This window comes from Frankia sp. AgKG'84/4, from assembly GCF_023242965.2.
Lineage (GTDB): Bacteria > Actinomycetota > Actinomycetes > Frankiales > Frankiaceae > Frankia.
This window is the reverse complement of the sequence record NZ_JALKFU020001068.1, coordinates 1-1,524: the sequence shown is the minus strand read 5'-3', so window position 1 is coordinate 1,524 and position 1,524 is coordinate 1. Positions and strand designations below refer to the sequence as shown.

The window sequence follows — 1,524 nt, the reverse complement described above, 5'->3', positions numbered from 1 at the left end:
GCCGCCGGCCGGGCGGGGCAGACCCGCGGGCGGCGGCCGGGACACGCCCCGTGGCCCGGCGGCCCGGCCCCGGGCTACTCGCCCTACCCCGACGACCGGCCCGCCGCGGACGACCACGGGGAGTACCGCCAGCCACCGGCCGGCCTCTACCGGCAGGACGATGACCTCGTCGAACCAACCGCCCGGTACGGGCTCGCAGAACCGGGTTCCTACGCTCCGGGAGCGGGCGACACCGGTTCGCGGCCCCCGGCCCCAGGCCGGGACCAGCGTGATCCCCGCGCGGGCCTGCTCACCAGCGCCCTGTTGCCGCCACCGCCGCAGACGTCGTCGCGTGGCTGGCGCAAGCTCGTCTACCAGGTGTCCGCCGGTGCGGTGAACCCCGGGCCGTCCCCGGACGAGGTCCGTGACCAGCGGCTGGTCGCCCGGATCCGCACCCCACTGCTGGACTGCCACCGGATCGCGGTGATGTCGCTCAAGGGCGGCGTCGGCAAGACCACGACCACCGTCGCGATCGGTTCGACGCTGGCGAGCCTGCGCGGTGACCGCGTCGTCGCGATCGACGCGAATCCGGACCGCGGCACCCTGGGCTCCAAGGTGCCCCGCACGTCCGCCCACACCGTGCGGGAGTTGCTGGAGGACGCGCCCCGGCTGCATCGCTACGTGGACGTACGCAAGTACCTGTCCCAGGCCGACTCGCGCCTGGAGGTGCTGGCCTCAGCGAACGACCCGGAGCTGTCCGACTCGTTCGGTGACGCCGAGTACCGCGCCGTGGACGATCTTCTCCAGCGGCACTACTCGATCCTGTTGACCGACTGCGGCACCGGGATCCGGCGCAGCGCGATGCACGGCGTGCTGGAGACCGCCGACACCCTCGTGATCGTCAGCAGCGCGACCGAGGACGGCGGATCCAGCGCGCGCGCGACCCTGGACTGGCTGGACGCTCATGGCTACGCCGATCTGGTCCGCGAGTCCGTCGCGGTGATCTCGATGTTCCCCGCGCAGGTGGAACGGGCCGAGGTCGACACGCTCGCCGGCCACTTCGAGGCCCGCACCCGGCGGGTGGTTCGCGTGCCGTACGACCCGCACCTGGCCGACGGCGGCCGGATCGTGCTGTCGGACCTCAGGCGGGAGACCCGGGACGCCTACCGGGAGATCGCCGGGGCCGTCGGGGAGCGGTTCGGCCAGGAACGCGGCGACCAGCCGCGCTGACCCCCACCCGGGCCGGCCGGCGGGCCCAGATCCGCTCAGTGGGTCTGATCGCTCGGCGGGCGGGGGTGATCAGCGGGCCAGCGCCGTCACCGCCGCGCGCACGCCGGGTCGCCGCAGCTGGCGGGCCACCGTGGTGCGGCCCTCGATGAGCCGGGTGAACAGGCCGAACGTGCCGGGGCTGGACAGCAGCGCGTGCATCACCGCCGGCCGACGGGTGAACGCGCCGAGGACCTCACGGCCGGCGGCGATCTCCGGGCCGAGGACGGCCTCGATCCGCCCCTGGTAGGCGGCGAGCGCCGCCGTCCCCTGCAGGCC

The 1,524-nt window shown here is 74.8% G+C and carries 1 protein-coding gene and 1 pseudogene; one reads left to right on the top strand and one right to left on the bottom strand.

Annotation, left to right across the window (positions count from 1 at the left end; genetic code table 11):
* Positions 1 to 1,209: nucleotide-binding protein (locus MXD58_RS27335; protein WP_250610889.1), on the top strand; the 1,209-nt coding region annotated here is incomplete at its 5' end.
* A gap of 69 nt (positions 1,210 to 1,278) precedes the next feature.
* Here the strand turns inward: MXD58_RS27335 and MXD58_RS27330 are convergent.
* Positions 1,279 to 1,524 (bottom strand): annotated as a pseudogene (locus MXD58_RS27330) (geranylgeranyl reductase family protein); the annotation flags it as partial.